The sequence below is a fragment of the Desulfosporosinus sp. OT genome (assembly GCF_000224515.1).
Taxonomy (GTDB): Bacteria; Bacillota; Desulfitobacteriia; order Desulfitobacteriales; family Desulfitobacteriaceae; genus Desulfosporosinus.
This window is the reverse complement of record NZ_AGAF01000167.1, coordinates 63,711-89,238: the sequence shown is the minus strand read 5'-3', so window position 1 is coordinate 89,238 and position 25,528 is coordinate 63,711. Positions and strand designations below refer to the sequence as shown.

The 25,528-nt window shown below is 37.6% G+C and carries 25 protein-coding genes and 2 tRNA genes; 24 read left to right on the top strand and 3 right to left on the bottom strand.

All coding sequences use genetic code 11. From position 1 onward, the window contains the following. Positions 1-127 precede the first annotated feature (127 nt). From DOT_RS15945 to DOT_RS15890, 14 genes are all read left to right on the top strand, one after another. On the top strand, positions 128-1,120 hold the full coding sequence (locus tag DOT_RS15945) for an O-antigen ligase family protein (protein WP_207637048.1): 993 nt from the start codon (positions 128-130) through the stop codon (positions 1,118-1,120). 58 nt (positions 1,121-1,178) lie between these two features. Next, complete coding sequence (locus tag DOT_RS15940; RefSeq protein WP_009620827.1) at positions 1,179-2,759, top strand: membrane protein; 1,581 nt, start codon at positions 1,179-1,181, stop codon at positions 2,757-2,759. A gap of 3 nt (positions 2,760-2,762) precedes the next feature. Beyond that, positions 2,763-3,821, top strand: a complete 1,059-nt coding sequence (locus tag DOT_RS15935) for a polysaccharide pyruvyl transferase family protein (protein WP_009620826.1) — start codon at positions 2,763-2,765, stop codon at positions 3,819-3,821. Between the two features lie 254 nt (positions 3,822-4,075). After that, entirely contained in the window at positions 4,076-5,518 is a 1,443-nt protein-coding gene (locus DOT_RS15930; protein WP_009620825.1) for a polysaccharide biosynthesis tyrosine autokinase, read from the top strand. A 146-nt stretch (positions 5,519-5,664) separates the two neighbouring features. Beyond that, a complete protein-coding gene (locus DOT_RS15925; RefSeq protein ID WP_009620822.1) occupies positions 5,665-6,918 on the top strand; it encodes a right-handed parallel beta-helix repeat-containing protein in 1,254 nt (417 codons plus the stop codon). A gap of 114 nt (positions 6,919-7,032) precedes the next feature. Continuing rightward, positions 7,033-7,575: a CatB-related O-acetyltransferase gene (locus DOT_RS15920; protein ID WP_009620821.1), complete on the top strand. Its 543-nt coding sequence runs from the start codon at positions 7,033-7,035 to the stop codon at positions 7,573-7,575. A 531-nt stretch (positions 7,576-8,106) separates the two neighbouring features. Beyond that, complete coding sequence (locus DOT_RS15915; RefSeq protein ID WP_009620819.1) at positions 8,107-9,246, top strand: nucleotidyltransferase family protein; 1,140 nt, start codon at positions 8,107-8,109, stop codon at positions 9,244-9,246. A 267-nt stretch (positions 9,247-9,513) separates the two neighbouring features. Further along, complete coding sequence (locus tag DOT_RS15910; protein ID WP_040412432.1) at positions 9,514-9,777, top strand: PqqD family protein; 264 nt, start codon at positions 9,514-9,516, stop codon at positions 9,775-9,777. 29 nt (positions 9,778-9,806) lie between these two features. Next, on the top strand, positions 9,807-10,931 hold the full coding sequence (locus tag DOT_RS15905; protein WP_009620815.1) for a radical SAM protein: 1,125 nt from the start codon (positions 9,807-9,809) through the stop codon (positions 10,929-10,931). Between the two features lie 123 nt (positions 10,932-11,054). Next, positions 11,055-11,219, top strand: coding sequence for a hypothetical protein (locus DOT_RS30555; protein ID WP_009620812.1), 165 nt, complete (start codon positions 11,055-11,057; stop codon positions 11,217-11,219). A 30-nt stretch (positions 11,220-11,249) separates the two neighbouring features. Beyond that, entirely contained in the window at positions 11,250-11,396 is a 147-nt protein-coding gene (locus DOT_RS30550; RefSeq protein WP_009620810.1) for a hypothetical protein, read from the top strand. 160 nt (positions 11,397-11,556) lie between these two features. Next, the gene (locus DOT_RS15900; protein ID WP_009620809.1) at positions 11,557-12,453 is read left to right on the top strand and encodes a hypothetical protein; all 897 of its coding nucleotides are present in this window, start codon (positions 11,557-11,559) and stop codon (positions 12,451-12,453) included. Then, positions 12,441-12,908, top strand: coding sequence for a S24/S26 family peptidase (locus tag DOT_RS15895; protein ID WP_009620808.1), 468 nt, complete (start codon positions 12,441-12,443; stop codon positions 12,906-12,908). The genes DOT_RS15900 and DOT_RS15895 overlap by 13 nt, the downstream gene beginning before the upstream one ends. Before the next feature lie 75 nt (positions 12,909-12,983). Beyond that, positions 12,984-14,696, top strand: a complete 1,713-nt coding sequence (locus DOT_RS15890) for an ABC transporter ATP-binding protein (protein WP_009620807.1) — start codon at positions 12,984-12,986, stop codon at positions 14,694-14,696. Positions 14,697-14,734: 38 nt separating this feature from the next. Here DOT_RS15890 and DOT_RS15885 read toward each other — a convergent pair whose 3' ends face one another. Further along, complete coding sequence (locus DOT_RS15885; protein WP_009620806.1) at positions 14,735-16,624, bottom strand: NosD domain-containing protein; 1,890 nt, start codon at positions 16,622-16,624, stop codon at positions 14,735-14,737. A 359-nt stretch (positions 16,625-16,983) separates the two neighbouring features. Here DOT_RS15885 and DOT_RS30545 point away from each other — a divergent pair, with 359 nt between their 5' ends. The 9 genes from DOT_RS30545 (at position 16,984) to DOT_RS15845 (ending at position 22,760) form a co-directional block, all read left to right on the top strand. Continuing rightward, entirely contained in the window at positions 16,984-17,124 is a 141-nt protein-coding gene (locus tag DOT_RS30545) for a hypothetical protein (RefSeq protein WP_009620805.1), read from the top strand. A 17-nt stretch (positions 17,125-17,141) separates the two neighbouring features. Then, positions 17,142-17,474, top strand: a complete 333-nt coding sequence (locus tag DOT_RS15880) for a hypothetical protein (RefSeq protein WP_009620804.1) — start codon at positions 17,142-17,144, stop codon at positions 17,472-17,474. A 34-nt stretch (positions 17,475-17,508) separates the two neighbouring features. After that, on the top strand, positions 17,509-18,117 hold the full coding sequence (locus DOT_RS15875) for a hypothetical protein (protein ID WP_139024228.1): 609 nt from the start codon (positions 17,509-17,511) through the stop codon (positions 18,115-18,117). A 242-nt stretch (positions 18,118-18,359) separates the two neighbouring features. Further along, positions 18,360-19,016, top strand: coding sequence for a VTT domain-containing protein (locus DOT_RS15870; RefSeq protein ID WP_009620801.1), 657 nt, complete (start codon positions 18,360-18,362; stop codon positions 19,014-19,016). A 279-nt stretch (positions 19,017-19,295) separates the two neighbouring features. Continuing rightward, positions 19,296-20,867, top strand: a complete 1,572-nt coding sequence (locus DOT_RS27880; protein ID WP_009620799.1) for a DUF5667 domain-containing protein — start codon at positions 19,296-19,298, stop codon at positions 20,865-20,867. 201 nt (positions 20,868-21,068) lie between these two features. Next, a complete protein-coding gene (locus tag DOT_RS15860; RefSeq protein ID WP_040412429.1) occupies positions 21,069-21,368 on the top strand; it encodes a hypothetical protein in 300 nt (99 codons plus the stop codon). An 80-nt stretch (positions 21,369-21,448) separates the two neighbouring features. After that, positions 21,449-21,523 (top strand) — tRNA-Gln (locus DOT_RS15855). An 85-nt stretch (positions 21,524-21,608) separates the two neighbouring features. Beyond that, positions 21,609-21,691, top strand: a tRNA-Leu gene (locus DOT_RS15850). A gap of 352 nt (positions 21,692-22,043) precedes the next feature. Beyond that, a complete protein-coding gene (locus tag DOT_RS15845; RefSeq protein ID WP_009620797.1) occupies positions 22,044-22,760 on the top strand; it encodes an SGNH/GDSL hydrolase family protein in 717 nt (238 codons plus the stop codon). Positions 22,761-23,003: 243 nt separating this feature from the next. Here the strand turns inward: DOT_RS15845 and DOT_RS15840 are convergent, their stop codons facing one another. After that, the gene (locus DOT_RS15840) at positions 23,004-23,384 is read right to left on the bottom strand and encodes a DUF4363 family protein (RefSeq protein ID WP_009620796.1); all 381 of its coding nucleotides are present in this window, start codon (positions 23,382-23,384) and stop codon (positions 23,004-23,006) included. A 37-nt stretch (positions 23,385-23,421) separates the two neighbouring features. Then, a complete protein-coding gene (locus DOT_RS15835) occupies positions 23,422-24,093 on the bottom strand; it encodes a DUF421 domain-containing protein (RefSeq protein WP_009620795.1) in 672 nt (223 codons plus the stop codon). Between the two features lie 262 nt (positions 24,094-24,355). Between DOT_RS15835 and DOT_RS15830 the strand changes: the two genes are divergently transcribed. After that, positions 24,356-25,507 carry a glycosyltransferase gene (locus DOT_RS15830; RefSeq protein ID WP_009620793.1) on the top strand — a complete coding sequence of 384 codons (1,152 nt, stop codon included), beginning with the start codon at positions 24,356-24,358 and terminating at the stop codon, positions 25,505-25,507. The last annotated feature ends 21 nt before the right edge of the window (positions 25,508-25,528 follow it).

Below are 25,528 nucleotides of genomic sequence, written 5' to 3'. Positions count from 1 at the left end.
ATATAAAAATAATTTGAGTGTGCGTTACAATGTGAGATTAGTAATTACTTTGTTAAGTATTTTTAGTGTTCTATTTTGTATCGACATTATCAATGGCTCTGGATTCCTTTCATTTAAGCAACACTTCATGGTAATCATTATTATTCTTTGTGCATTGCTTTATGTTTCTTTGCTAAAACGGGATAATGATTTGCTTCAAATTCGGCAAGTTATAGTAGCCACTGCCTTAGGTTACGGCATTGTTTTTTTCATGGCAATGCAAATGAATATTCAAGGGATAAATGTTGGAGGTTTAAGTACTTCTTTTAGAATGTCCGAAGGTATTATTTTGAAATTCGTAGATATTACACAAGGTAGGCTAAGGGGTTTTTTTATTGATCCAAATGTAGTCGTAACGGGTTTTATAGTTGCAATTGCGATCTCAATTTGCAGCTTTCCCAATGAGCCAAAATTCTCAGTAAGAAATCAATATTTATTAACTATCATAATTTGTGCAACTGACTTATATTATACAGAATCGCGAGCTGCCTTAATGACCCTATCTTTGACTGTCATGCTCTCTTTAGGCGCCTTTTTCAAAAACCAACAATCAAGAAAGAAAATCACCTTGTATCTGGGTATTATCTGTCTAACGGTTTTAATACTTATTATTCTAGTGACTAACATAAACTGGAATCCAGTGTTTTTTAAAAGTCTAATAGCTCAATATGAGAATAGATCTGCGTTAAATGATGAGTATGGGCGGATAACTATTTGGAAAAATGCATGGCAAGTTTTAATGAATAACAATTCATTTTTAGGAATTGGACAAGGACGAATACCTTACTATACATATAGGGATTGCCATAATACTTGGCTGGAGTGGATTGTTGGGAATGGCATTGTTGTTGGAAGTGCTATTGTAGCAACGTTTATTAGTGTTCCAATAATCTTTTATCAAAAGTGCCAAAAGATAAAGATCTTAAGAAATGATTATTATTCAATATGTCTGGGATTAGTTTGTGGATTTATCGGAATTTTCACTAGTCTTTTTTCCGTAAGCAATATCTCGAATTCATATCTAATATTTATAACGTTTCTGCTCATTTCAATAAGAGTTCCAAGTTTTGATAAAAAGTAAAAGTTTAATAGAATTTTGAAGAGTCAATTATCAGTCAAGAGAATAAGGAGTATTGAAAATGAGTTTTAAGGTAAGCAGGCAAAAGCATTCATTGATAAATATTGGATTGGCCTTGATAAGTCAGGTGACAGTGGTTATTGTAGGTTTATTTCTCCCTCGCGCTATCATCCAAGCATACGGGTCTGAAACAAACGGACTGGTCACATCGCTTCAGCAGATTATCACCTATTTTACCTTGGTTGAAGGGGGTTTGGCTGGGGCAACTATTTTTGCTTTATACAAACCGTTGACACAGGATGACAAAGTGGAAGTTTGCAGGATTCTTTCTGCCACAAAAAAATTTTATTTTAAAGTGGGTATTACTTACTTGGCCTTATTACTAATTGCAATGCTAATATACCCCTTTATGATTGCCAGAACTGCGTTTTCAATAGCGGAGATTATGGCTTTGGTACTGTTTATTGGTGTGAATGGTGCAACCCAGTTATGGGTAATCGGCAAATATAAGGCTCTGTTGATGGCATCCCAGTACAGCGGGGTTGTCTTTGTTTTGAATAGCGCCTCAACCGGTTTGTATTCCGTTCTTTTGATCTTATTGGCGTATTACCATGTTTATGTTGTACTAGCGTTTGCTGTGGCCTCAATTGCCTATATTATAAGAGCTTTAGCATTTTTCATTGCAGTCAGAAAAATTCATCCACAGGTAAATTATAACGCCGATTCAAAAGAATATAAGCTACAGCAAAGAAACGATGTCTTGCTGCAGCAATTGCTTAGTATGTTAGTTATGAATTCAAGCGTCTTTATATTGACCTTTTCAAAATCTCCGATGGCGTTGATAAGTGTTTTCACCGTATATAATCTTGTATTATCAAGCTTATATACTATTATGAATTCAATAAATAATGGTATAGCAGCTGGGTTTGGAGATTTGATAGCCTGTGGCGACACCGAAAAACTTAGGAAAACTTATAAAGAGTTCGAAGTAATGTTTCAGATGCTATGGACGTGGGTATTTTCGTGCCTTTCCGTTTTATACTTGCCGTTCATAAGGGTTTACACGCTCAATATAACGGATGCCCACTATATCCTGCCAACAGTTTGCGTTCTTTTTATCTTAATAGGGGCGAGTTGGACAATCCGAAATCAGCAGTCGATTTTGATTGTCGCTGCCGGTAGATTTCGAGAAATCAGAAACGGGAGCATTATCGAAGCTTCGCTGACCGTCATTCTTTCAATGGTAGGTTTCATGACTTATGGTTTGGTAGGAATGCTTATCGGGAGGTTGCTTGTAACGATGTATCGTGCGGTTGATTATATTATTCATTGCAACAAATACGTAGTAAAAATATCAATGGGATTCACTTTTTGGCAGATATGTCTATCAATTGTCAGTGTCGGTGCCTCCTATACGGTTTCATCTTTAGTATTCACTTCATATCCCGATTCATTTGTTTCATGGACAGTTGAAGCGATATGTTGCGCCGTTGTCTGTGCTGCAGTTATGCTCGTTTTTAGACTCATTTTTGACAGTAGCACGACTCTTAGCGTGCTAGAGCGCTTTGCACAAATGCTCAAGAATACGTTTGTGGGGAAGGACAATCTGAAACATAATTCACTTAAGGAAAGGAAGGTATAATTAATGAAAATAGGAATATGCACAGTTTGGGATAAGCATAATTATGGATCGTTTTTACAAGCAAATGCATTAAAAACTATATGTGAACAAATGGGCCATAATGTATACTTTTTACCGTATGAAAAAGGAGAGGTATATGAAGGGGAGGTATATGGTAGATCTGATAATTCAAAAAAAAAGTCCAACAAGTTAAAATATTATTTATCAAAAGTTAAAGACTACAAAAAATTTCAGACGATATATCAGAGAAAAAAAGTAATAAAGAAAAGCGTAAGAAGAACATTTAAAAAGTTTCCTTTTATTGACGGCAGAAATTTAGATTATGTCATTATTGGAAGCGATGAGCTTTGGAATATACAAAATAGGGATATTGGTATTTGTCCTTCATTTTGGGCAGTTGGTTTAATATCTAAAACAATTGTTTACGCAAATAGTTTTGGTACTTCAAGTTATGAAGATATCGTAAAGCATAATTTATCTGAATTTATCAAAAGCAAATTATTGAATATTGAACATATCTCAGTGAGAGACCAGTTAAGTCATGAAATCGTAAAAAAATTAACTGAAAAGACAGTACCAATTGTACTGGATCCGACACTCTTATATGATGATGAAACATTTATTCCTATTAGTTTACCTGATTATATGCTCGTTTACGTTCATTTTATAACTCCATCAGAAGTTAGAGTTATTAAGAATTTTGCGGATCAAAACAGATTGAAGATTTATGCTATAGGAAATTATTTGGATTTTGCGGAAGGTGTTCTACTTCCTCCTCCAGAGTACTTTGCGTCCTATTTTAAAGCTGCAAAATATGTATATACATCCACATTTCATGGAACAATATTTTCTTTAAAAACAGGAGCGAACTTCGTAAGCCTTATAGTTAATCAAAAGGCTCAATATCTTCTTGCCAGCCTTGGATTATCAGAAAGAATTATTTTTGACCCGGATAAAGCCATAGAACTTTGGGAAGAAGGAGTTAATTATAATTTGTATTCACAGCTTTTAAAGGAAAAACGAAGTGAGTCTTTACAGTTCTTAGAACAAGTGCTAGTTTAGAAATCTAGTAAACGTTTATGGAAAGAAGAAAATGAAGTGCGCTTTAGAAAAAGTCATTCTACATAAGCTAATCATATTAGAGGAGTTTTTATTTTGCTATCGATGATGATACTAAAGTATCAACTGCAAATAATACTATTGTGAATTTCAGATAAATCATATGAATGAAGAAAAAGAAAAAGGTAAAGAGTTATAATCAATTTAACAAAGTAGTGAGCATAAGCAGTTTTATTATTAGATAATAGGAGGTCAAAATGGAAAGCGAGAAAGATTTGGGATTTTATGGTAAAGCACTAAAAAGACGATGGGCTATTATATTAATATTACCAATAATCACTGCAACGGCAAGCGGTATTTTAGGTTACTATTTTAAAGAAAAGCCCATTTATTTAGCATCAACTACCTTGGTTATGGGTAAGCCAGTCGAAACTTCTACAAATAACCAAGATGTTAATGCAATCCTTGCCAGTCCACAAATGGCTAAGATTTTCGAACCTATAGTCAAAAGCTGGAATGTCGAAGAAAAGGTTATCAATCATTTAAATCTTCCTTTAAGTGTTACACAACTGGATAGTAAAGTAACGGTGAATTCTGAAGAGGGCTCAGATCTCATTGAAATTAGTGTAAGAGATCCTGATGCTAAAGTTGCCGCGGACATAGCCAATGCATTGGCTGAAAAATTCTCAGAAGTAGTAGTCAAAATTAAAAAGGTGAATACTGTAAGTATTCTAGATAGAGCGGTCATTCCAGATGCACCTGTAATAGCGGATAATAGGCAAATAATTTTAATTGCATATTTTAGTGGTCTCATGGCTTCTTTAGCACTTGCTTTCTTATTAGAGTATAGAGACAATACTTTAAAAAGCAGTGAGGATATTCAAAAAATCCTAAATTTATCTGTAATGGGTAAAGTTCCATATGGTCCTAAAATAAAAATAAGTGAGGTAGCAAGCAGTCTGGAAAACAACAGCTTGTGGGCATTGTCCAAAAAGAAGTCTCGGGTTGCTGAAGCCTACAGTACTCTGCGTACCAATATTCAGTTTCTAAATTCCGATGGAGTTAAGAAACGAATTCTAATTACCAGTACAAGTCATCGCGAGGGGAAATCATTAATAACAGTAAATCTCGCAGCTTCTTTGGTTCATACTGGTAAAAGAGTACTTATTATTGATGCAAATCTGCGTAATCCAATTCAGCATGATTTGTTCGAATTTACTAGTGAAGAGGGATTGTCTAATATCCTTGTCTCTCAGTCACCAAGCTTAGACCAGATAACCCAGACTCGTATTCAAGGACTGGATGTTATTACTGCTGGTCCAATCCCACCAAATCCTACGGAACTTTTGGCTTCAGAGAATATGAAAAGTATTCTAACTGCTGCAGCAGAGATTTATGATGTAGTAATTATCGATTCACCTCCAGCAATGGCAATAGCGGATGTTTCGGTTCTTGCTCAGGAGGTTGATGGAGTACTATTGGTTGTGGGTTCAGGAGAAGTAAGCCAGGAGTATGTACTTGAAGCTAAGGAGCAACTTGAGAAGGTAGGGGCTAAAATTATTGGGGTGGTTCTAAATAAAGTCACCCTTAAAACTAAAGATTATAAATACTATAACCGCTTTTACAAAGCCTCAAAAAGATGGAAAAAAAGGATCAAGCGAAGCAATAATCAGAATCAATCGAGTAAATATACTGCGTAGTTTCAAATGCTGAAAAATGAGTGAACCATACGAGAAATCACATTACTGGATGCTCATATCTATATGATTAGTGCTAATAATATAAAGCGTTTTTGGAAATTTGATCACTTTTGGATTCGCTGTGAAAAATTGGAGGGTATTTGCTGTTGCGAAAAAATATTAAATATTTGAAACTGATTTGTACGTTAGTTTTATTTCTGTTTTTTCTCTTGCTTGGAAAGCAAACTGCAGCAGAAAAAAGCACTCAGGTAAATCCTGATGCAGACATAGCGAGAAGTTCACTCAATATTAAAAAATACGGTGCAATAGGTGATGGCGTTTCGGATGATACTGTATCTATACAGGATGCTTTTAATGAATTAGCTAATGGTCAATCGCTATATTTCCCTCCAGGCAATTATAAAATTAATGATACTTTGCAATTTTACGGCAAGCAAAATATTGGAATAATCGGTCATGAAGCAAAAATAATTATGACGAATAATACCAAAAATATTATGAGGCTGGGAAATGGTGCAGGGGGTGCCTCTATACGTTACCATATTTCTGGACTTGACATCAACGGTGGAAGCACATCTGGATATGCCATCGGTGTCGATACTGGCGGTGGAACGTACATGCAAAATTGCATTATCCAAGATTGTCAAATTTATAATTGTAATACAGGTATATATCTCGGTGGTGATTATAATGTCATTTTAAATAATACGTTTGAATCATGCACTAAGGCAGGAATACTAAATGACTGCTCAAGTTATGCACTTATAGAAGGAAATACATTTAAGACATGTTTTAATTCTATTAATTTGCAATTGCCATACTACAATGAAGTATTAAACAATCATGTAATTGAAAGCAGCAATTTTGGCATATTGGTTGGCGGGACTGCAAAAAGTGAGGTGCATTGCTTAATTGCCAACAACATCATTTTAGGAGCTAATAATTTAGTTGTGAAAGGTTTAACCGGCATTTGGATTGTTGCAGGTGTAGGCAAAGTAGAAATTAACAATAATTTAGTGGCTTATTGCGGTCAGCATGGTATTAAGAGCCTAGGAAATGATGTTTCCATCATTAGTAACCGTTGTTATAACAATAATGTTAGTGGAATAATTGTGGATAATTGCTCGAGGAATAGCTTGATTGGCAATAAATGCTATGATAATGGTCATGACGGAATTGATATCGTGAATAGAGGTAGCAACCATTTAATATTGAATAATCAGTGTTATGATGATCAGATGAGAAAAACCCAAGGATACGGTTTGGTTATTGCTGCTACTCAGTTTGGATGTCTTGTTCAAGGTAATGAGTTTCTTAACAATAAGCTCGACGGCGTTTCAGATGGAACGTACAATCATTCTAAGATTAACTACAGCTTTAATGTTGATGGACGAACATAAAACGGGTTTCCAAGAATGGCCGTATATCCAGCTACCTTCAAAAGGTAATCCTGTTTGCCTTAGAATCTTTTTTGGTTAGCTTACTAACCATCCTTACAAAGCGGAGGGGGAAAAATGTTCCGTAATGTTAAGAAAATAATTGGTTATTCATTTTACTATACTATAGCAAGGCATTTACCAGTATCTTTTGCTAGAGTAAGTTTTTTTTCCAAACAAATAAGGAATGTTTGTGCAAAGTTGGTGCTTGAAAAATGCGGAAATAACGTAAATATTGAAAAAGGAGCCGTTTTTTCGACGAAAGTGACCATTGGAAATAATTCTGGAATAGGAATAAGAGCGGCTATCCATGGGCCTTGTAATATTGGAGAGGATGTTATGATGGGGCCTGATTGTGTTATCTACGTAAGAAATCATTGTTTTAATAGAACAGATATTCCAATGTGGAAACAGGGTTTTTATGATGATGAGCCAGTTACGATAGGAAATGATGTCTGGATAGGGGGGCGGGTAACAATTTTGCCAGGTGTTAAAATTGGTAATGGGGCTATCATTGGGGCGAACGCCGTAGTAACCAAAGACGTACCTGATTACGCAATTGTTGGTGGAAATCCTGCGAGGACTCTAAAAATGAGAAAACATGATAGTAAATCTACATAGAGACAATAGAGATATAAAAAAGTACCTAAAGTAGCTAAAAATGCCTAAAACGCCGATTTGCTTTAGTATCCCAAGATCGCTTTGATGAGGCAGCCCAAGCTCATTAGGGATTGTATGTCGCCGGACAAAAGAATTTCGAAATTTATACAATAAGTTTGGATGGATAGTTTATAGCTAAGGAAACCATAAGGCTCTTTAATATGGATTGTAAATCTTCTAGAACAGTTTTGGCCAAGCATGTGGCATAGGCTCATATCTTCTCTTTCAGATTCAGTAAAAAATAGAGTCTTTTAACGGCGTTAATGCCGTTTTTGTTTCCCTAAAATTGGACGAGAAATGGGTGCGTCTAACATAATGACTGATACTTAAGTATAGGCATATAATGCTGCATTTGTATATTGGAGAGGTTTCTTTTTGGCTAAGACAAGGGTACCTTTTTATTATCTTAGAGTAATCGTTTGTATGGCGAAAAAGATTTAGAAAAAATCAATAATATTAGAAACAGCTGGTGTTTAAATTTGGAGGTGAATAATGAATACATCTCAAGAACAATTACTTAGTTTGCTAACACTAGCAATTCACGGTGGGGTTCCATCTTACGAAATATTCTCATCCATTTATGGAGAAGAATTGTTTGATTTAGCGCTTCAACACAATGTTTTTTCATTTTTATACCCCACACTTAATAAACATTGCGAGGAGATAAAACTTGACGAGTTAATTATGCGTAGGTGGAAAGAAGCTACTCTTTATATGGCAACACGCCAAGTGAGTATGATCAATAAAATAAGAACCATCTTTGAGCTTTTTGAATCTAGCGGTATTCCAGTGATCTCTCTCAAAGGTCTTGTCCTCAAGGGACTTTATCCTCAGCCAGAGCTGAGGAATATGGGTGATATTGATCTGCTTATTCAAGAGAATGATATGCAGAGAGCAATTGAGTTGTTGGGTAAACATGGTTATCGTCCAAACTCGAAGGATTTAAACAACCCTAAATATATGCATATAGGAATGTATATATCAGGTTCATTTCCTGTAGAACTTCATAGAACACTTTGGCATCCATCGATAATGAAAACAAAGGACGACCATGTATGGTTAAATCATATGTGGCAAAACAAACGCCTGGTCATAATGGAGGGACTTAAATTTACAGCCTTATCGCTGGAAGATGAATTCATCAATTTGGTTGTTCATCTGTCGAGACATATCATGGGTGATGGTGCGCAACTTCGTCAGCTATGTGACTTTGTTCTTTTTGTTAAAATATATTGGAATATGATGGATATAAAGTATATCGAGCATACGATTGAAGCAATGGAGCTTTATGCGTTTTATCAGCATCTCCACACATCTTGTCACTTTTATTTAGGGTTAACGGTTCCTACTAAAAGTGACATGTTAAAAGAAAATAAATCAGATGTCCTTATTAATCTTATCTACACTTCAAAAATACATCATCAAACAAAGGAAGAACTTTCGACTTTTGTTCGATACAACAAGCTTCTTGACCCTTTTACCTCAACTGAAAAAAAGATGGGTCGATTTTTAATAAATATGAAAACCATTCTTAAAAGTATCCCTTACATGAAAAGGACCTATAAATTCTTTAAATGCTCTAAGGAGAAAGCGCGATATTTACGAAGTGTTGGACTTTACATAAAGTACTAATTTGACAACAAGAACTTTTATTCAAACCTCTCTGCACTGTAAAAAATCCAATTTTAGTTTGTTAAATTGTTTGAACTGATAAGAGTACCTACTAAGACAAAAGGATGGAAGAATTCCCGCATGTAAGAGGAGTGATGTTTATACGATATTAAAAGTTTTGGTGTTGCTCAAACTTTACGGCTTGTTTGTTAATTATTCTTGCTTCCCGAGCAACAGAATTCAAAACAGCGACTATCAGATTAGATAATGAAATTGGAGGCGAGGTCTTTGAAGATTAGAGATGGGTTTATGTTACGTGAAATTGCTGGACAATGGGTAGTAGTGCCGTTAGGCGAAAAGGTGGTGGAGTTTAACGGGATCATGACTCTTAGTCAGAGCGGGGCTCTGTTATGGCAAGTATTAGAGAAAAATGCTTCAGAAGAGGATTTAGTTGAAGTCATTCTCAAAGAATATACCATTGACAAAGAGACTGCTGAAACAGATGTCAGGGAATTCGTTTCAATTATAAGAGAGAAGAATTTAATTAATTAAAATCGATCTAAGAATAGGAGAATAAGGATATGTCGTTAAGATGGGGTGAGTTATATTCACAACTGATTTCAGGTGCTAGGGAAAGAAAAGAATTGATCTCGGCTTCCTTTGAGTTAACCGCAAGGTGTAATCTTCAATGTAAAATGTGTTATGTTAGCCATTCAGTCAACGATCTGAAAACCAAAGCGAAGGAGCTTACCACTGCAGAATGGATTCGCTTAGCTGAGGAAGCCCGTGATGCAGGGCTCTTATTTCTTACTCTAACTGGTGGGGAAGTATTTATTCGCGAAGATTTTAAGACAATTTACGAGAAATTTATGCAGATGGGCTTCGTTATTCAGATTTATACTAATGGAACGTTGCTAACCAAGGATCATGTCAACTGGCTTGCTTCAATTCCGCCTTCGAAGGTTAGTATAACTCTCTATGGAGCATCTCGGAAAACCTATCAGGAAGTTACCGGATATGCGGAGGGATTCGATAAAACCATACGGGCGATAGATGATTTGCTCGCTAAAGGTATTACAACTGAAATTAAAACAACGGTAATTCAAGGAACTAGGTACGAATTTGATGCTTTATTAGATATAGCTTTGCAAAGAAAATTACAGTTAGGTATCGTAAATTATGTATCACCAAATAGAGAATGCAGCCATAGTGATCCTGTGGGAAATCGGCTTTCTTCACAGGAATTACTCCAATATGAAATACATATGTCGGAACGTGAGCAACAGTTAACTGCGGAAAATATCAAAGACATAACCAAGATTACGGATGCTGTTACCGAGGAAGTTATGCCCGCCAAGTTAGATGTTGTTCGTTTGAAAGATACTCCTGCACTTGCTTTTCCATGTCTAGCTGGAACAAGCGCTGCCTGGGTTACTTGGGATGGACGGCTCCTCCCCTGCGGTCTTTTAGATATACCAGAAACAAATCCTCTGGAAAAAGGGTTCAAGGCGGCGTGGGAGGAGCTTAAGAATAAATGTACACTAATTCCTGTGTGCAAGGAGTGCCAGGAATGTAAATATCAGTCTTTGTGTGAACACTGTCCTGCCAGATTATTTAGAGAAACGGGATATTATGATCAACCAGCTCCGTATCTTTGTGAATTGGCTCAAAGTCGAAGCGTTTATAAAGATAGAATGAAGGCCTAATATATCAATTTTAAATTAAATTTTTCTTTTGAGTTAAGTTTTCTTAAAAAGTATACCAAAGTAGAATTTAAAAAAACTTTAATTTTAATAAACTATAGTTAATATAGAATTGGAGGTGAAGAAATGAAAAATTATGTTAAGCCATTGTTTGAATATGTTACACTTACAGTTGAGGAGAAATTTGCCAATGGAAGTCCAACCTGTACCATCTTTGGATCTTGTCCAACCGATTGTGATAGTTTTACCGTAGGAGGTGTAACGATTAATCGAAATTTTCATGCGCATTAATTGATGAGAAAGTCTTTAGGGGGTGAAAACATGAGAAAGTATATTAAACCTGTAATTGAATATATCTTACTAACGGCAGAAGAAAATTTTGCTAGTGGTTCTCCTTGTAAAAACAATGTTGGGTCTTGTCCCGATATTCCGAGTATACCAATAAAATTACAAAATTTTAGTTGCTAAGGGTATACGCGATTAACAAGTTGCCGCTGAGATTAGTAAGAGAGCATGTCCTCAGTGAGGATATACTCTCTTATTTTTGCCCATTTGAATTAAAGAGATACTCTTAAATTTTTTGCGCAATACTGTTTGTATAACTTCTTGTAATTTAAGGAGTGTTTTTATGCCTCTATATGAAGTTGCCGGAGTGGCGATTAATATTGCAAATGATGATTCTGAGTCTTTTATGTATATGCGTGATTTTTTGCTGCCACAACAAAGACAGCAGTCTAAGGCTGATTTAACTTTTGTTTTTCAATCTAACGAGGTAATCGAAGTTCCTCAAGGAAATATAATATCTGAAGAGAATATCAGTTTCAAATGGCTAAAGAAAACTTCAGGAGAAACGGGCTATTACATATATGTTCAGGAATTTGGTATCGGTAAAATTATGGTTTTAATGGATATTGAAAATAGTTGGCGTAAAGTTGTATTTACTTGGTGCAATTATATTGGTAATGATCCTCAGGTAATGGTTAATAGTCAGTCTCAGATAAGGCTAGCTACTCACATCATGATGGGTATAGTGTTTAGATATAATCTTTTACACATGGATGGATTGGTTGTTCATGCTTCTGCCTTAGAATGGAATGGAAAAGGTCTGATTTTTTCTGCCCCTTCGGGAACTGGAAAATCAACTCACGTTAAACTATGGCAGGAATATATAAATGATGTAATAGTACTAAATGATGATAATCCGGCCGTCCGAATTATCAATAATCAACCCACTATTTTCGGTACACCTTGGAGTGGTTCGGCTTTTATCCACAGCAATGAATCAGCTCCATTATTTGCAATAATTGTCTTAGAACAGGCTCAAGACAATGTGCTTCGTAAGCTTGATCGCCATGAGGTAATTCTAAAACTAATGCCGCGAGTTTTTCTTCCCTATTTTGATCAAAATTTTATGGACAAAGCCATGACTATTTTTGAGAATATTATTACTTCGGTACCAGTGTATTTGCTGAAATGCCGGCCTGACCGGGAAGCAGTGGAGTTGGTTTATCAATGTCTGAAATAAAAAAGATTAAAGCTGCTAGTATTTTCCCTTTAATTTCAGAGATTCTTGAGCACGGTCAGAATACAAGGCTTACCGTATCGGGTGACAGCATGTATCCCTTCCTGCGTGATGGCATTGATAGTGTGGAACTAACAAAAGAGAGCTATGCGCTGTTATCTAGGGGGGACATTGTTCTTATCCAAAGAACAGACGGTTGTTATGTCATGCATAGGATAGTTCGTAAAAATGACGATTGTTTCTTTATGGTGGGAGATGCCCAACAATGGATTGAAGGGCCGCTCTATCCACGACAACTAGTTGCAGTTGTGACTGCGATTTGGCGTAAGGATAAACGAATCATCTGCTCCAATATATGGTGGCGTATCCTTTCTGAAATTTGGCTTGTCAGTCTGCCATTCAGAATCTTGATCTTTAAAATATTTAGGAAAATTCATAAACTTTCTCGTATAGGTTAATGGCTTATCTTGAGACTTCTCAAGGCACTTTGTCCTAGTTGGGTCTTAATTGGAGTTGATATTATCTCAAACCTAATGAATGAAATTAAAAAGTCATGGCAAATTTTTAATTGGCTTAAACCGGATTTCAAGTCATTTTGGCCCGGCCTAACAGTTATTCTAATCATTGAAGTATCGGGTGCACTAATGAGTGTAGCATCTGCCATAGCTTCCAAAAACATGATCGACTATGCTGTGGCTGAAAGGCTTAACTTGGCTGGTCTAGCTGCAACAGTTTTTGCCGCACTTATCATTATTAGGCTGTTTATGGGGGTAGGTGAGTCACTACTTTCCGTAAGAATTTTAGAGTCGTCCTCAAATGTCATGCGGCAACGCCTGTTTCGCAGTTTATTGGTAACTGAATGGGAACCTCTTTCTGCCTTTCACAGCGGTGATCTCTTAACACGTTTGACTAGTGATGTTAATAATGTCACTAATTGTATAGTTAATGTTATTCCTGGTATCTTTTCTCTAGGAGTTCAATTGGTGGCATCTTTTGTAGCATTGCTATATTATGAGCCAAAATTGGCTTTTCTTGCGTTTGTTTTAGGGCCATCTAATGTGATTTTCAGCCGCATCTGGGGACGTAAGCTTAAGCATCTACATATCAGGGTGCAGGAGTCAGAGAGTTCATATCGAGAGTATATTCAGGAAGCAATTCAAAATTTTGTAATCATTAAGAGTTTTCAGTTAGAGCAACAAAATTACAAAAGTTTGCAAGAACTGCATGAAAATCGGATGAAGTGGATTCTTCAACGCAACCGTACAACTCTGGCTGCCAACAATGTGATTGCGGGAGGCTATTGGACGGGTTATTTTCTAGCGTTTGGTTGGGGTATTGTAAAGCTTGCTCAAAAAACGATTTCTTTTGGTACAGTTACTGCTTTTATCCAATTAGTACAGCAGGTTCAGTCACCATTTATAGGCATAGCCAGGACCTTTCCTCAGGTTATCGCTATGGCAGGTTCTGCAGGACGGTTAATGGAGCTAGAAACGATGGCAATAGAAAAGACGACTGAACGGGTACCAAAGCTCACAACGGTTGGTATAAATTTTCATCGGGTCAGTTTTGCTTATGCCGATGGAAATACAATATTGGATAAAGTAACAACGGAAATATTGCCTGGCCAACTGGTAGCTTTAGTTGGTTCTTCAGGCCAGGGGAAAACAACAATGGTCAGGCTTCTTTTAGCACTGCTCCGCCCCACCGATGGAGAAGTATACTTTACAGATATTGCAGGTGGGCGTTATCAAGTGTCATCATCTACGCGGGAATGGCTAACTTATGTTCCACAAGGCAACACTCTTTTTAGTGGTTCTATCGCTGATAATTTGCGGAGTGGCAAGCCAGATGTAACTTTAGAAGAAATAGAAAGAGCTGCTCGTTTAGCCTGCGCTTGGGATTTTATTCAAGGGCTTCCACAAGGAATTAATACCTGTATTGGTGAGCGCGGCCACGGAATTTCCGAGGGACAAGCACAAAGGATAGCAATTGCCCGGGCTTTCTTAAAAAAAGCACCAGTTCTGATTCTAGATGAAGCCACTTCCGCGTTGGATATGGAGACGGAAATAAAAATTTTGAGGGCGGTCAAGGAACTGACTCAACACAGTACTTGTCTGGTTATTACCCATAGGCTATCTGCTTTAGGAGTATGTTCACGGGTACTGAGAATACGAGATGGCAAATTGATCGAAGAAAAAAATGATGACATTTATTCGAATAATCCTTTACGTTGTTTAGGCGACTGATCGTCGACCTTTCACAAGTTACTTTCTCTTTAACGTAATTAAACCGTAGCCCCAGTTATATCCATCCAAACTGGATTAGTACCTACAGTTTTCTGAACAATTGATGCTGTTACTCCTGTGGTTCCACCCGAAAATACCGGAGCTGAACATACACCACCATCAAGTTTAAGAAATGTTATAATAGGACTATTTGCTACTCCATTTACACTCCATACAGCAAAAGAAGAAAGTTTAACTTTGTCAGCAATTTTATTTGGTGTATCTCCACTTATTACACTAACATCGCTGGAAACACCATTTAAAGTTAAAGTAATGTTACCGGAACTTGTGGCGCTTGTTAAAAATTGCAAGACATCTTTTTCTTGTAAGCCTGAAATTTTAACCCAGATAGGTTTATTTAAAGAATTATCCAAATATTGAAATCCCATTGGTGCTCCTATTGGTCGTTGTGCAGTTGTACCATATTTTAAATAAGAATTTCCTAATAAATTTGATATAGGTGGGAAGCGTGTAAATATATTCTTTCCTACGGCCATAGAAACGTCATCAATATATAATACATCGTCAGTATCAATCCCAGATTGCTTAATAAAGAAATAAACTTTTAAATCTGTTGGGGTTGCGTCTAAAATATGACTAATTGTAACATAATGCCAAGTATCATCTTTTTTAATTAGAACTTGACTTAGTACACCACTTTTGGAATGTATCTGTACATAAGAGCTATTAGAGTTTGTTGATAATGCTTTTACCCATGCACCAACAGTTACTTGTTTTCCTGCATAATTTGTATAGTCATTAAATGATTGCACGATACCTGAACTTCCCGCTCCTTTCGGATCATTTGCTGTAAGTTTTATGCATTGTTTGCCTTGTTTTATATCTATTGTTTCAGTAGCAATAGTAGCTCGAATACTAGTCCATCCTGTACTGACTATGTCTTTCTCAAAATTTCCATTTGCAATAAGATTTTGTTTAGTAGTTTCCAATCCCTCAAATATAACACCAGAACAGAATGAATCTATATAAATTCCCTCTGCCCCTGTCGTTGGTTCACACATAAAGGGCGTATTTTTAATTCCTCTAATATCTATACCCTGAACATTTTTAATAACATGGTCTGAATTACGTATTAACGTCCCGAGTTGACCAAAATGCAAAATAGCACAGTAACCACCTTCTAAATGAAAACCACTACCTTCACAATATGTACCATAGATTTTAATTTGTTTGTCAGATGTTTTACAATAAAATGCATACACAGTATTACTTTGTAAGGTTCCACCAAATACTGTTGGGGCACATGGCACATTTTCACAATAAATTCCCGAATATTTATTATGTTCTATGTCACTAGAATAAATGTTACACACATTTGGGGCTTGGTCGATTGTGCTTGCAAGTTTTATACCATGATAATTATCTCCAATGATACAATCTCTAATTCTTACATACCTGCTTGTAGAAATGTAAATTCCGGCACCATCATTGGTTGCGTTTCCAAAACCAGTTCCAGAACCACCAAAAGGATTGCCGACTACAATTCTTTCCAATATTGTCCCTTTCCCATAAACATTTAATATATTAATTCCATACTGCTGATTCTCATTACCTAATAGAGCAAAGTCACTTAAATAATGTCCTTCTGTAGATATAATTACCGAAGATGTTCCATCAACTCTTAAATCAATTATAGTTGTTAATTTTTTACTAGATCCTATAAATTTAATAGGATTTTTAGTATTTAAATTAATTGAGCCAGAAATTCTAAAATTTCCAGATGGAATAATTACTACGCCAGAACTAACACTGGCTAAAGCAATTGCAGAATTAAATGCCACCTCATTATTCAAAGATGATAAAGAAGCACTTACGTAAGGAGCAGGAAGAGACATTACATTGATTGATGTTGTATCAAATCCATTCATTTTGATTCACCTGCCTCAATATTTTTAGTAGTCCCATCATTTATAGCCTAAGTAAGCAATCCACCTGCTACAGCAAAATTAAAAATAATTGACGTATCACCTGTAATAAAGATATTCATTTGTCTCCACACTCATTCTAAATATTTGAGATAAATCCAAATGAGTATGAAGCCTTCTTTACGTGAAATTCATTGATTCTGTCTAGCTGAATACTATTGATTTTTTTAAGATCAAGATTTTTCACCATTGTGATAATGGAGAATATGTTTTACATCGTAAATGCAAAATTATTCAAGGAAGTTACTATATGATTAGTGATGCCGAAATAGAGTAGAAAGCCCTTACGACCAGACAGTTAGTTGGCAGATTCTGAATGCGGACCAGAAATTCAGAACGGTCCAACTGTACCCCAATTGAGTAAGGCGAATAGTATCCTTTTGTCTGATGAAAATGGCCAAGGAACGATTAATAATAGAGTAGGTTTGGTCGTTGCAGGATAAAAGGAGGGAAGAACCTAATGGTTCCTTATATGAGTTTAAGTCAGAAGGTAAAAGAAATTTACTCAGACTTTGTAAAACTTTATCCGACCTGTCAATACAAGGAAGCTATTCTTGAATTAACAATTAATCGTATCTTACGAAGGCTAGCCGATATGACTCAAGATACATTGGATAACTATTTTATCGGACAACAATTTCGAGTAGATGTCACACTTGAGTTAACAAAGATCGCTTTGATGATGCATCCCAAGCTTATTTTGGATTCAATATCACAGGAGAAAGGCAAGATAAACACTTCAATACCAATTCTATATAATCAGTTTGGAAAGATAGTTTATAGCTTGGACTAATTATAAATACTTTTAATATGGGTGATTACTTCCGTTGAAGGAAGGTCACTCTTTGTGGGGGATATTCAATAATTCGAAATGCTTAAACTGCTTATTTGGAATTCCAGAAATAAACTATATTCATACTGGAAATGGCACTATTACTTCGTATAACACTTCTGGTTATCAAAATAATATGAATGTACGATTTGATGCTAGTTCATCCAATATCATAAATAATGGTTTTGAAAGTGGCAATTTGACTGGTTGGACTACTTCTACGCCATTAAATTTCGTTGTAATCAATACTGATAAATACGATGGAAATTATTGTGTGCAAATATCTAATAAGTCGGCTTCTTGGATAGCATTAACATCAAACAAAATACCAGTACCAATTGAAAAGAAAAAGCTTGTGCTGAGTGCCTTTTTTAAGGGAATAGCAAACAAGAAAATGGATTTTTTAGTTCGTTTCTGGAGTTGGTCAGGGGTAGAAATTACACCAAATTTAGATGTCGGAATAAGCGCAACTCCCAAATGGACTCTAGGGCAAGTTACGGGCAATATACCAACCGGAACGGCTTATATTACAGTTGTACTATCTTTACAGCCTACCGTTGCAGGTTATATCAATGTTGACGAGGTTTATATGGGATTATATTAACCCCCGCTAAAAAGCCAACCCGCGAGTGGTCATCACTTATTGTGTGACTAAAATCTGTAACAAAAAATCCGCTAGACTGATGTCTCAAGGCATCAATCTGGCGGATTTTTAGTGGAGATTTATCAGGTACGGTGTAATCCAGTATAGGTTATAATAAAATAATTAATAAATAACCAAACGTAACTTGGGGGACGATACACTTTAGGTTCCTTAATCAGCTAATTAAAAGGGGAGAATGACCGATGACTCAGATTATTGAGGCCAAACGAAATATAAGCAAGTACGCTTGGACCGGAGTTCTTATCGCTGCCTTCGTCTTGCTTATTGCAGCGTTTTTCTACTTTGATAGACGAAACGAGATTTCCGTGATCATTCGGGCATGGGGGCTGTGGGGTGTTGTTTTCGCAATTTTCTTGATGGCCGCTATTTGCATGACTCCCATTCCATCTGAAGGGTTGGTAGTTTTATACCTGAAGATCTACGGCATCTATCAGGGCATCTTTTTCGCGTGGTTAGGTTCAACACTTAGTGCCCTGGTAATCTTTATTATTGTACGTGTCTATGGGCAAATGCTGATGAAACGACTAATTTCTCCGGAACGTTTTGATACTGTAGATAATTGGATCAAGGGAAAAGGGTCGCTGGGATTATTGGTGGCCCGCTTGCTTCCGATTCCGGCATTTGCCGTAAATTACATAGCTGGTGCAATGCCCTCGATGAAACTTTGGACTTATCTTTGGACAGCCGCGCTATCGATGATTCCTTATTATGTTGGAACTGCTCTCGTTTTTTTGGGTGTTGCTAGGGAAACTTGGATCTGGCTGGCTTTGGGCATTGTTGCGCTAATTTTATTTTGGGGCACAGGGTACGCCCTCAATAAGCGAGTGAAAAGTTCTTAACCTCGTTGGGTAACTACGACTTCTTAATATTAAAAATCCTTCCCGATCATTCTCTTCAAAGAATGTCAGGCAAGGATTTTTTCTTTAAATCAAGGTTGTTAAAACTGAAGTATATAGGAGGAGCAGGTTGCAAATTTATTGGGACCCCCTCAAAAACTCTCCGGGGCTCGTAAAGTTATTGTGTAAAGGGTAAGGAAAAGCCCGAAGAGCCTTTGTATAAAAAACACTGGCTTTATGTTAATCAAAAACTAATCAAAAGAAAGAGGAGAAATGAAAACAATGAAGCACAAAATCGCAGTTGCCTTAACGGTTGCCCTCTTGGCACTCCCTCTTAGTACAACGTTCACTCTGGCAGATACAGCAAGTTCATCTTCAACGACAACGGTATCAGCGACTACCACCTCGGATACGGCGGAAGTTCAAGCAGAAGCAGCAGTCTCGGCATATGAAGCTGCGCCAATAACAACATTAGTAAAAATAGCTACAGCTAACGGTTTAAAAGCAGCAGCAGATACAGCGGTAGCAGCAGTAACCGATGTAACAGCTAAAGAAGACTTCGAACTTAGAGTCACACACCGAGCAGCAGCAATTGCAATCGCGACTACGATACTTCAAGCAGAAGCAGCAGTCTCGGCATATGAAACTGCACCAATAACGACATTAGCAGAAGTAGCTAAAGCTGAAGGGTTAAAAGCGGCAGCGGATACAGCGGTAGCAGCTACAGCTGATGTGACAGCAAAAACTGCCTTCGAATTTAGGATCACAAACAGAGCAGCAGCAATAGCAAGGACGAAGACAGTGCTCCAGGCAGAAGCAGCAGTCTCGGTATATGAAGCTGCGCCAATAACGACATTAGCAAAAATAACTAAAGCTGAAGGTTTAAAAGCAGCGGCGGATACAGCGGTAGCAGCAGTAGCTAATGGGACAGTAAAAACAGCTTTTGAACTTAGGATCACGAACAGAGCAGCAGCAATTGCAAACGCAAAAACTTTACTGACTCCTGTTGTCGACGATAATGGTAATACAGTGACTCCTAGTAATTGGATCACAGATTTGATCGGGAAACTCCAGCTTGCTCTGACTTTTGACCCAGCACATAAGGCTGAATTAAATGAACGACATGCTCTCGCGAAGTTGGCAGAAGCCCAAAAGTTGATGAAGGCCCGAGATCCCGAAGCAGCCCAGACCTGCTTAAACGAATACACAGATAAGATCACTAAAGCGCAGGCATTCCTTGAGCAAGTCAAAGATCCTACCTCGGAAACAGCTAAAACCCTTGCTAAAGCCCTTGTCAATGTTAATTCGAACAACGTTCAAGTTCTGAGCAATTTGCTCGATAAGCTTCCTCCCCAAGCTGCTCAAAAATTAGCGCTCAATGTCGTCCGTTCCATGGATAAGGCTGTCCAGAAGATACAAAAAGAAGATGCAAAGGTCACGTCTGAGACAACGTCAACCACATCAGCAACAGATAATGATGAAGTCTTGAAAAAGCAAGCCAAAGTCGCTTTGGAAAACTTTAAGAAGTCTCTAAATCAAAAGGGAAAGATTCATATTGAAGACCAAGAGCAAGAAAATGATGGCGATCAAAAGGTTGTCAAACAATCCAAGCCCGAACAAGAAAAGCTAGAAAAGGAACTGAAGTCGCAGAAAGTAATTAAAAATCAATCTCCGCAGATTCAAGCCTTTACCCAGGGTCAGCCAACTCACGTGACGGTCGCTCCTATTAAATCACAAGTGGCACCAACCGTTACCAAGCCATCTGAGCATGGTACAGTAGATCGGAGCAAACGGGCAGAAAACGAGAAAGACAAAGATGGTTACAAAGCAGAGAACCATCGGAATAATGAATGATAAGAGAGTTTTAATATAGCCGCTCGGCCGATACCATGGGTGGTGGCAGGATAAAAATATCGGGTTTTTACGAAGCATAAATCAAGTAGGGTCACGAAGCAATCGTGCCCCTACTTGGCGCCAGCCAAGTTTCTTTATCTCCAAGGAAGAAAACATGATATACTGATTTAAGGGACCTGACTGAGGATAGGGGGAGAGATGGTGGGCAAAGCAAAGCCGGATGAAAATGATCTGCGCCGCTTAATTGGATACACAATGATCACATTTATGAGCGTATTTATTTTCTTCCCCGTTTTATGGTTTGTTCATTTATTTTCGCAGGATACAGGACTGTATACACGTTGGGGCATTTGTTCAGCTTTCCTAGTCGTGTTTAATGTCCTCTATTATTACTGGAAATACCCTCAGGACTGGTTCAAAAATTTACTTGCTTTGGTTGGAATTGATTTGTTTATCCTAATTGTAGAGTACTTTTGGCTACTACAGAGCATGAGCTCATAAGCTGTTTTCATAGTCCAAAAAAATAATAATAATTTAATCGTTTTGGGGTTATATTAATTAGGCCGCACATATTCCAACGTTGGGGTGTCGCCAAGCGGTAAGGCACCAGACTTTGACTCTGGCATTCGTTGGTTCGAATCCAGCCACCCCAGCCAATGAAAAAGCTAAAGAACAAACAAAAATAATAGCTTGTAATATCGACGAAAGTGTGATACTATATCATTCGGTGCTACAATTCTTGCGGGAGTGGCGGAACTGGCAGACGCACTGGATTTAGGTTCCAGCGGGCAACCGTGCAGGTTCAAGTCCTGTCTCCCGCACCATACACAAGGGTTTAGAAGGTAGTTTGACCTCATAAAGGTTAAACTACCTTTTTTGTACTTATCAGAAAGTATAAACTTCGTTTGCATACTTTCTGTAGCATAAGTGCAACTAGGCAGCCGCCTTCGCTAAGGCTTGGCGCCAGCCAAGTTTTCTTTATGTTACACATTGGATTATTATCCAACAAAGTAATAAATTACAATAATACTTTTTAACACAAATATGTAAATATATAGTATAATATGTCGAACTCGTTCACTGTATAGGAGTATTAAACATTAATAGTTTAAATAACTAATACTACTACTAATACTACTACTACTAATAATAAAGATAAGGAAGATGAAATGGGTTATGAAGAAGTTAAATATATTTTTTGTATTAGCAATACTGGTTGTCGCTATGGTAGGTTTAGGCATTCGCGAAACGGTTCAGGTAGCACAGAAAACTATACCCACTTCAGTTACTAAAGTTCAAACCTTGACGGGTATTAGTAAGATAAAAAGAGGTCCAGTTAATGCTGTGATCCTTGGAGAATCTATCGCAGTTAGTCAAGGTGCATCAAATCCCGCGACAACGGGTTGGAATTCTTATCTAAATACTGCTTTATATGATAAGTATTCAAACAAAATAGTGTGGGATAACAAAGCTTCAGCCGGAAAACTTATAGATTATTGTTTAGAGAGAGCTAAGGAGATAACAAGTAATACTGATGCTGTATTTATTTTTACAGGAAGAATTGATAGAAATTTTTCCACGCCAGAGCGGTTTAGTGAAAAGTATACTCAGTTAATTAATGAAGTTAAAAGCAAAGCGCCTAAAGCGGATATATTTTGCATTGTTGAACCTCCGATGATTTCTCCTGATGAATCTAAATTTTTAGGTATAAGAAAAACAATAATTGATGTAGCTACTAAGAATGGTGTGAATTTAATCGATGTATGGAGCGCATTTCCTCAAGATCAAGTCGCTTTGAGCGCATTGTTGGCGGATGTACTTCATCCAAATGATACGGGTAATAAGCTAATGTCAGACTTCATGTATAATCGATTAGTTACAGTGATTAAGTGAAAAGTGGTTACACGAAACATAATAAAAAACACAACCAAATTTGATTGTGTTAAATCGCTTTTATGGAGCCGATGGCAGGACTCGAACCTGTAACCTGCTGATTACAAATCAGCTGCTCTACCAATGGTTACTTTCTTTAACTTCGAACCTCGAAGATCTTAGATTATCCTCAATGAAACAAAGGGTACTTGTAATGGCAACCGCATCCCAGCAAAAAGAGTGATTTCAAATGCAGTTTGGACTTTACAGGATGTTTTGCAAATTGAGCTTCTCTGTATCTGCAATATGATCGAGCCGGAGCTTCAACGCCGACACTTCTCCGAGGGAGAGTGTAATATTCTGAGTTTTAATGAATTTGTCTAAACGGTTTATGCCAATGTCAATGGTGTCGATTTCTTGATGATCTAAGAGAACGGTCCACCAGGCCTTATTATTATCCCAGTGTTCTTGGGTAGTGTTTAATTCCTTTTGAGCGACCTCCCATTTCTCGGAAGAGATAGATTGTTCGACTGCCTCAAGTTGATTCCCCAAAGTTTGGGTTGTTGCCTGAAGATACCGATAGGATGTTAAGGACCCGCCCAATAGTAAGATGACTATGATGACAATGATATAAATGGTGCGCATCGGGTGTTACCTCACTCTCCATCTTTGTTTAATTGAATTATCGCTTTGCTTGCACATAGAGCGTCCCTGAAGAATCAAGGCTTGCTATGAGGACTTTTTCGATTTTGTCAATCGATTGCTTTTTGAGTTCCCCTTTTAACCAGTTGAGGTCTTTATTGCCTTGCTGAAGATTAATAGCATTAAGTTTACCGTCCATGATAATAGTTAGAGGTAAACCTTCGTACTTAGTTGTTATATGAAAATCTTCAGGAGTCGTTGGTCTTTTTTGAGATTTTGGAAAAACGCTCAATTGTCCATTAGTCTCCAAAACAGCAAACTCGACATCGGCAATATTCGGAATATTCTTGATACGTAATTCCTCTAGTAGGTCGGTGAGGTTGTAACGATTTTTCTTCAACTCATCTTCTAAAATTCGACCGCGTTCGATGATGATACTTGGTGTACCACAAACAATAGATCTTGCTTTTTCACTTTTTAAGGTAATCCAAGCCAACGTTACACTTGCTAAGAGAAGAACTAGGATAGGAACGATGCCACTGAGGAGTGGGATACCTACATTTTCACTCGGTATAACGGCAAGGTCGGAGATCATGAGAATAACCACAAGCTCAAAAGGCTGTAATTGGCCAATTTCTCTTTTTCCCATAAGACGAAGGGCAACGATGACCAGCGTATATAGAATTATTGTTCTGATCACAACAATGATCATATATGTTCTCCTTTTTTATATACTTGGCAACTTCCGTGAAAGTTATTTTCCCCCAAATGATGAGAGTTATTCCCCAAAATTTGGTGAATTACTCATTTCACGCTATAATGGTCGTCAAATAGAATCAATAGGACGAATAGGGTGTTAGAAAAAATAGAGCCATAGAAACGCATAGAAGTACAAATCTAGTGGCATTAACTTTAGAGTCGGGAGGTATCTTTTACTCTTTAGAGGGCAGAATTCTAATTAAGGAGGTTTGTACATGGAACAATTGAGTGTGTTGATCTTTTCGGCGTCGTTTGGCGCCGGTCATGTGCGAGCGGCTGAAGCAATTATTGAAGCGTTACGTGCCCAAAGGCCGAACGTAGAAATTACGCATTTGGATTTTGGGGCATTCCTTAGTAAGACGTTCAATTCCGTTATTAAGAGTACCTACATTGAGCTAATCAAGCATACACCAAAATTATGGGGTAAATTTTACTACCGAACGTCCAAAATTCCCCCGGATTCCTTATTCCAACGCTTTTTAAACGGTTTGGGACGACGTGAGTTTGTGAAATTTATTCAAGCGTTACAACCAGATCTCGTAATTTGTACTTATCCGACGGTAGCGGGAGTTTTGGCGCAACAGAGGCTAAAAGGGATTTTAAATGTCCCTCTAGTTACCATCGTGACAGATTACGCGGTGCACAGCCAATGGATTCACCCAGGAGTTGACCTATATATTGTAGGGTGTCAGAGTGTTTACAACGGGTTGGTGTCCCGAGGGATTAAGCCTAATGCGATTATAGTTACGGGGATTCCAGTGAGCCCGAAGTTTGAATGGCAATTAGATCGCCAGGAAATCTTAAATAAACTAGAGTTGAAACCCCATCTTCCCACGGTTCTGGTCATGGGGGGAGCCTATGGCGTTTTGGGTGGGGCAAAATGGATCTGTAAGATTCTAGCCGAGACGACTGTCCCCGTGCAAAGTATTATCGTTTGTGGACGAGATGAAAAACTTTATAAAGCTCTCGATCCTTTGCTGGAGGAAGGGAGAAATCCTGTCGCTCGATTTGGATTTGTCAAGAATGTCGAGGAATTGATGAGTGCTGCGGATATGATTATTACGAAGGCCGGTGGCTTAACAGTTGCTGAGGCGTTGACCAAACGGGTGCCTTTGGTCATTTTCAGGCCGATACCCGGCCAGGAAGAAGAAAACGCAACTTATCTAGAAGGGATCGGAGCTGGTCGGGTGGCCAAGAATGAAGAAGAATTGGAAAACATAATCTTTACTCTTCTGCAACATCCGAAGGATCTAGAATGGATGCGCCGAGCAGCCGCAAAAGCCGTGACTGGTCGGACAGCGGAACATGCGGTTGAGGGCATGTTGCAGCTGCTAGAGAAGCCTCAGAACACACAAAGGATTGGTTAGGGTCATGTGCTCTCTTTGTAA